We start from the raw sequence: 6,000 nt of genomic DNA, 5'->3' as shown, positions 1-6,000 counted from the left end.
CCTGCTCGATGCGGCGCCTGCGGTGCTGCCCCCGATGGGCGAGAAGCTCGGCAAGAAGGCGCAGACGCGGCTGGAGAAGATGGGCGTCGACATCCAGCTCGGGGCCATGGTCACCGACGTCGACCGGAACGGGATCACGGTCAAGGACTCCGACGGCACAATCCGGCGGATCGAATCCGCGACGAAGGTGTGGTCGGCGGGCGTGGCCGCCAGCCCGCTGGGCCGCGACCTCGCCGAACAGTCCGAGGCCGAGGTCGACCGGGCCGGTCGCGTGCTGGTGCAACCCGATCTGACGTTGCCCGGGCATCCGAATGTGTTCGTGGTGGGCGATATGGCGCACGTCGAGGGCGTTCCCGGACAGGCGCAGGGCGCCATCCAGGGCGGCAGGTACGCCGCCAACGCGATCAGGGCCGAACTCAAGGGCGCCGATCCCAGCCAGCGCGAGCCGTTCCAGTACTTCGACAAGGGCTCGATGGCCACGGTGTCGCGGTTCTCGGCGGTCGCCAAGATCGGCCCGCTGGAATTCGGCGGGTTCATCGCCTGGCTGGCCTGGCTGGTGCTGCACCTGGTCTACCTGGTCGGCTTCCGTCGCAAGATCACCACCCTGCTGCACTGGACGGTGACGTTCCTGTCGACGCAGCGCGGCAACCTCACCATCACCGAACAGCAGGCCTACGCCCGCACCCGGATCGAAGAACTCGAAGAGATCGCCGCCGGGGTGCGCGACACCGAGAAAGTTGCCGGCTAGAGCCGCGGACCCTGCCAGGTCGTCAGGCAGCCGCCCGCGGCCAACGCCAGCGGCGTGCCGGTGGTTTCGGTGTCGACGTCGGGATAGCTCAGTTCGCTGATCGCTGCCATCGGTGTGCCGATCTCGTCGTCGGCGACAGATCCTCCGCCGAGTTCGATGCGGTGACGCAACAGCGGTGCGCCGTCGACGTCCGCGTGCAGCGAGCCCGACCAGAAGCCCTGCCGCTCACCGGATCTGCCGATCTGCACCCGCTCACGCAACTTCACGCGCCCGGACACGCCGAGCTCGAGCCGAATCGAACTGTGGTGACGCGAGGCCGCGGCGACCACCGTGGGTTCGGGGTCGAGGTCCAGCTCGCCGGCCACATCGAGATCCCAGATCGCATGCGAGTCAAGGGTTTCCGCACCCGGCAGCGTCACCGTTGCCGCAGCGGTGCGTAAACGCAGCCGCGCGTCGGGTTCCACGACGACCCGGAAGTGCAGCACGTCTCCCCCCAGCGGCGTCGCCGCCGCCGACACCAGGTGGACAATGTCGGGCCCGGTGAGCCGGGCCGCCAGCCCACCGGCGCATTCGATGCGCGGCCGACGGTCGCGGCGCGCGACGATCAGCACCTCGGAGCGCACTAGACGGGCACCCGCAACTGTTCACGCACCCAGTTCAGCACCGGTGAGGCAGCGGGATCGTCGGTCAGCGAGATCATCACGAAGGGCCGCTCACCACGGACCGCCGCCGCGTCGCGTCGCATCACGTCGAGGTCCGCCCCGACCATCGGGGCGAGATCGGTCTTGTTGATCACCAACAGGTCGGAGTAGGTCACCCCCGGCCCACCCTTGCGGGGGACCTTGTCGCCGCCGGCCACATCGACGACGAAGATTTGGACGTCGACCAGGCCCGACGAGAACGTCGCCGTGAGATTGTCGCCGCCGGATTCGACGAGGATCAAGTCCAACGGGTCGTTTCCGGCGATGAGGTCGTCGATCGCATCGAGGTTGGCGGTGATGTCGTCGCGGATCGCGGTGTGCGGGCACCCGCCTGTCTGCACCGCCGCGATCCGCTCGTCGGGCAACACGGCGTGGCGGCGCAAGAAGTCGGCGTCCTCGGTGGTGTAGATGTCGTTGGTCAGCACTGCCAGCGACAGTTCCTCGCGAAGCCGGCGGCACAGCGCCGCGACCAGTGCGGTCTTGCCCGATCCGACCGGACCGCCGACGCCGATGCGCAGTGGTTCTCCCGGTTGGCGCGAACGCCTGGGCCGTTCGACATGGTGGTGCGGCTCGCCGTCGTTGAAATGCGGTGGCATGACGTCCTTTCGGGGCTACGAGGCGAAGAGTGGGCGTTCGCGGCGGTGGTGGCGCTCGGCCAGCACGTCGAGCAGCGGATCGGACAGGTCGGCCAGTTCCTTGGCGGCCGAGGTCGCCGTCTGATCGCACAGCGCCGACAGTTCGAAGGTGAGCGCTGCGACGTCGCCGGGATCGAGGGCGAGCAGTCGCTGGGCGGCCGTCGCCGAGTTCGTCATCGTGGTGTAGACGACCGAAAGCGCGGTCTGCTCGGCGGTCAGACCGGCGGCTCGGCCCACCCATCCCGCCGCCACCGCGAGGTGGGGCGTCGCGCCGAGCGGCTCCCAGTCTTCGCCGGCCCACACCCGCCGGGCCAGCCTCACGAGGCCTCGGCCCTGCGCCCGCGACGCCTGGCGGGCTGCGGGTGCCGGTGTGCGAGCGTCGGTTTCGAGGTCGGCCCGGGGCGGGGCGAGTGTCCCGGTGTGCACCGCCGCCGCTAGTGAGGCGGTGACCAGTCCCTGAGTGCGGATGCGGCGACGCAGATAGGCCCGCAGGGTTATCACGTCGGCGACCAGTCCGCTGGTGACGGCCTCCTCGACGCCGCCGGAGTGCACGTGCCCACCGGTCGGCAGCCGCGAATCGGAAAGCGCGAGAAGCATGGTCAGGTTCGTCATCGTCAGAAGAGGAAATACCGTTGCGCCATCGGCAGTTCGGCCGCCGGCTGCTCCTGCCACACGTCGCCGTCGATGCGGACGGTGAACGTGTCGGGGTCGACCTCGATGCGAGGCAGTGCGTCATTCAGCGGCATATCGGCTTTGCCGACCTTGCGAACATCCGTGACCGCAACGAGGCGCCGCTTCACGTCGATCCGATCGGCGAGCCCGTCGTCGACGGCCTGCTGCGAGACGAAGTGCACGGACGTGGCGGCAGCGGCCGACGGCGCGGCGCCGAACATGGGACGCGGCAGCACCGGCTGCGGGGTGGGGATCGACGCGTTGGCGTCTCCCATTGCGGCCCAGGCGATCATGCCGCCCTTGAGCACCGCGTGCGGCCGCACCCCGAAGAACGCGGGTTCCCACAGCACCAGGTCGGCGAGCTTGCCCACCTCGACCGACCCGATCTCACCGTCGAGACCGTGCGCGATCGCCGGGCAGATCGTGTATTTGGCGACGTAGCGGCGCGCGCGGTGATTGTCGGACTGTCTCGGTCCGGTCGGGTCGCCGTCGAGCGCCCCGCGTCTGCGCTTCATGACGTGAGCGGTCTGCCATGTGCGGATGACCACCTCTCCGATGCGGCCCATCGCCTGCGCGTCGCTGCCGATCATCGAGATCGCGCCGATGTCGTGCAACAGGTCCTCGGCGGCGATGGTGGAGGGTCGGATGCGGCTCTCGGCGAACGCGAGATCCTCGGGGACGCTGGGGTTGAGGTGGTGGCACACCACCAGCATGTCGAGATGCTCGTCGAGCGTGTTCACCGTGTGCGGCCGCGTCGGGTTGGTCGAACTCGGCAGCACGTGCGGTTGCGCGGCGACGGTGATGATGTCGGGCGCGTGTCCGCCGCCCGCACCCTCGGTGTGGTAGGCGTGGATCGACCGGCCGGCGATCGCGCCGACGGTGTCCTCCACGAACCCCGCCTCGTTGAGGGTGTCGGAATGCAGCGCCACCTGAACGCCCGACGCGTCCGCCACAGCGAGGCAGGCGTCGATGGCCGCGGGTGTGCTGCCCCAGTCCTCGTGCAGCTTGAACCCCGAAGCGCCACCACGCAATTGCTCCCACATGGCTTCGGCGCTGACGGTGTTGCCCTTGCCGAGCAGCGCGATGTTCATCGGCCAGGAGTCCAGCGATTCGAGCATGCGGGCCAGATGCCATGCGCCGGGGGTCACGGTGGTGGCCTTGCTGCCCTCCGCGGGACCGGTGCCGCCGCCGATCATCGTGGTGATACCGCCGCCGAGCGCCTCCGCCATTGTCTGCGGGCAGATGAGATGCACGTGGCAGTCGATGCCACCGGCGGTGACGATCCGGCCGTTGCCGGCGATGATCTCCGTCGAAGGACCCACGACCAGATCGGGATGTACGCCCGACATGATGTCCGGGTTGCCGGCCTTGCCGATCGCGGTGATGCGGCCGTCGCGAATACCGATGTCGGCCTTGATGATTCCCCAGTAGTCGAGGATCACCACACCGGTGATGACGGTGTCGGGGGCCCCGTCCGCACGCGTCGCACGGCCCTGACCCATCGACTCGCGCAACACCTTGCCCCCGCCGAAGACGGCCTCGTCGCCGGCGAACTCCGCTCCCCCGCTGCGGTCTTCGGTGATCTCGATGAAGAGGTCGGTATCGGCCAGCCGGATCCGGTCGCCGGTCGTGGGGCCGAACAGTGCACCGTATCTGGCGCGCGGCAGCCGGGTCATCGGGCTCCTCTCATTGCGGGTCCAGCCGCCCGGGTGGGTTCAGGCTCAAGCCGTGCACCTCACGCGAGCCCCCGAGCGGGACGAGCGAGACAGTTTGAGCCACACCGGGTTCGAACCGCACCGCGGTGCCCGCGGGGATGTCGAGCCGGTGCCCGCGCGCGGCGGACCGATCGAAGGACAGCGCGGCGTTGGCCTGCGGCAGGTGGACGTGGCTCCCGACCTGCACGGGACGGTCGCCGGTGTTGACGATCTCGATTGCGAGCCGCGGGGCACCGGCGTTGATCTCGATATCGCCGTCCCCGTAGATGATCTCGCCCGGCACCATGGGTCCGGTCATGGGATCGGATGGTGGACGGTGACGAGCTTGGTGCCGTCGGGGAACGTTGCCTCGACCTGGACGTCGTAGAGCATCTCGGGCACGCCCTCCATGACGTCATCGCGACCGAGAACCTCGCGGCCGCTGGCCATCAGTTCGGCCACTGTGCGCCCGTCGCGTGCCCCTTCGAGGAGGTGGTCGGTGATCACTGCGACCGCCTCCGGATGGTTGAGCTTCAGACCCCGGGCCTGCCGGCGCCGGGCGAGTTCGGCCGCGTAAGAGATGAGCAGGCGGTCCTGCTCATGCGGGGATAGACGCATAGTGGGCGATATTGCCACGGAGCGCGGCGATCAGCAGCGCACGCGAAGCCCTACTCGGCAGGCATGTTCTGTAGCCGCACCTGCCCGCGGGCGACGACCTTGTCGTTCTCGTCGGTGATGACGATCTGCCACAGCTGCTGGCGCCGGCCGCGGTGAATCGGTGTGGACACCGCGGTGACGGTGCCCGAGGTGATGGCCCGCAGAAAGTCGGTGTTGTTGTTGACACCGACGACGTTGCCGCCCCCGTGGTCGGCTAGCCACACCGCAGCCGACACGCTCGCCAGGCTCTCGACGATCGAGCAGTACACGCCCCCGTGCACGATGCCGTAGGGCTGCAGCAGCTTGTCGGTGATCGTCAGCTGCGCACGGCCGCCGTCGGGTCCGAGATCCAGATAAGCGAGGCCGAGCTCTTTGTCGAAGCCCCTACCCAGGTCGGATGGCAAGTCAGAAGTCACGCAACGTGTTTACACGCTGTCGAACTCCATGACCGCGTCGGGTGCTGCGAGTTAGTCTCGGCCATGGCCAAGACCGCGAAAGAACTCGTAGAAGCCGCCAACGCCGTGGTGCCCAAGATCTCCCACGACGAGGCGAAAGACTTGATCGGCAAGGGCGCGTTGGTCGTCGACGTCCGCGACGCCCCCGAGGTGGAGAAGAGCGGAAAGGTGGCGGGCGCCATCCACGTACCGCGCGGCATGCTCGAGTTCCGCGCCGATCCTGAGTCGCCGTACCACGACCAGAACTTCTCCAGGGACAAGCCGGTCATCGTGTACTGCGCGTCCGGCGGCCGCTCGGCCCTGTCCGGTCAGGCGCTCAAGGAACTCGGTTACGAGAACGTCTACAACCTCGGCGGCTTCGGCGACTGGGCCGACGGCGGTGGCGCGGTCGAGAAGGTTTGATCGAAAAGCGTTGAGGCAGCCCCGCGTTCGGCGGGG

General features: G+C 68.7%; 9 protein-coding genes. 2 read left to right on the top strand and 7 right to left on the bottom strand.

The features are described from left to right. On the top strand, positions 1–748 hold a 748-nt coding region (locus A5650_RS03435), incomplete at its 5' end, for an NAD(P)/FAD-dependent oxidoreductase (RefSeq protein ID WP_197501775.1). Here A5650_RS03435 and A5650_RS03430 read toward each other — a convergent pair. Genes A5650_RS03430 through A5650_RS03400 form a run of 7 tightly spaced genes read right to left on the bottom strand, consistent with a single transcriptional unit; the run spans position 745 to position 5,523 of the window. Further along, entirely contained in the window at positions 745–1,371 is a 627-nt protein-coding gene (locus tag A5650_RS03430; protein ID WP_067286311.1) for an urease accessory protein UreD, read from the bottom strand. The two genes, A5650_RS03435 and A5650_RS03430, sit on opposite strands and share 4 nt — an antisense overlap. Then, the gene (gene ureG / locus A5650_RS03425) at positions 1,371–2,045 is read right to left on the bottom strand and encodes an urease accessory protein UreG (protein ID WP_067286309.1); all 675 of its coding nucleotides are present in this window, start codon (positions 2,043–2,045) and stop codon (positions 1,371–1,373) included. Before ureG ends, A5650_RS03430 begins: the two co-directional genes overlap by 1 nt. A 15-nt stretch (positions 2,046–2,060) precedes the next feature. Further along, positions 2,061–2,696 (bottom strand): urease accessory protein UreF, encoded by a 636-nt coding sequence (locus A5650_RS03420; RefSeq protein ID WP_067286307.1) that lies wholly within the window; start codon positions 2,694–2,696, stop codon positions 2,061–2,063. A 2-nt stretch (positions 2,697–2,698) separates the two neighbouring features. Then, on the bottom strand, positions 2,699–4,432 hold the full coding sequence (locus tag A5650_RS03415) for an urease subunit alpha (protein ID WP_067286306.1): 1,734 nt from the start codon (positions 4,430–4,432) through the stop codon (positions 2,699–2,701). A 10-nt stretch (positions 4,433–4,442) separates the two neighbouring features. After that, positions 4,443–4,757: an urease subunit beta gene (locus A5650_RS03410; RefSeq protein ID WP_067286315.1), complete on the bottom strand. Its 315-nt coding sequence runs from the start codon at positions 4,755–4,757 to the stop codon at positions 4,443–4,445. Positions 4,758–4,765: 8 nt separating this feature from the next. Then, on the bottom strand, positions 4,766–5,068 hold the full coding sequence (locus A5650_RS03405) for an urease subunit gamma (RefSeq protein ID WP_067286304.1): 303 nt from the start codon (positions 5,066–5,068) through the stop codon (positions 4,766–4,768). Between the two features lie 50 nt (positions 5,069–5,118). Continuing rightward, positions 5,119–5,523 carry a PaaI family thioesterase gene (locus tag A5650_RS03400; protein WP_067286302.1) on the bottom strand — a complete coding sequence of 135 codons (405 nt, stop codon included), beginning with the start codon at positions 5,521–5,523 and terminating at the stop codon, positions 5,119–5,121. Between the two features lie 63 nt (positions 5,524–5,586). Between A5650_RS03400 and A5650_RS03395 the strand changes: the two genes are divergently transcribed. After that, complete coding sequence (locus tag A5650_RS03395) at positions 5,587–5,964, top strand: rhodanese-like domain-containing protein (RefSeq protein WP_067286300.1); 378 nt, start codon at positions 5,587–5,589, stop codon at positions 5,962–5,964. Positions 5,965–6,000: the final 36 nt, after the last annotated feature.

Origin of the sequence: Mycobacterium sp. 1164985.4 (assembly GCF_001668575.1) — a bacterium.
Classification (GTDB): domain Bacteria; phylum Actinomycetota; class Actinomycetes; order Mycobacteriales; family Mycobacteriaceae; genus Mycobacterium.
Note: the sequence above shows the minus strand (reverse complement) of the source record. Positions and strands in the feature narration are given on the sequence as shown.

Bases quoted from the DNA above. Each gene is read 5' to 3' on its own strand.
- ureG (WP_067286309.1), bottom strand. From the start codon at position 2,045: ATGCCACCGCATTTCAACGACGGCGAGCCGCACCACCATGTCGAACGG.
- A5650_RS03415 (WP_067286306.1), bottom strand. From the start codon at position 4,432: ATGACCCGGCTGCCGCGCGCCAGATACGGTGCACTGTTCGGCCCCACG.
- A5650_RS03395 (WP_067286300.1), top strand. From the start codon at position 5,587: ATGGCCAAGACCGCGAAAGAACTCGTAGAAGCCGCCAACGCCGTGGTG.
- A5650_RS03410 (WP_067286315.1), bottom strand. From the start codon at position 4,757: ATGGTGCCGGGCGAGATCATCTACGGGGACGGCGATATCGAGATCAAC.
- A5650_RS03405 (WP_067286304.1), bottom strand. From the start codon at position 5,068: ATGCGTCTATCCCCGCATGAGCAGGACCGCCTGCTCATCTCTTACGCG.
- A5650_RS03420 (WP_067286307.1), bottom strand. From the start codon at position 2,696: ATGACGAACCTGACCATGCTTCTCGCGCTTTCCGATTCGCGGCTGCCG.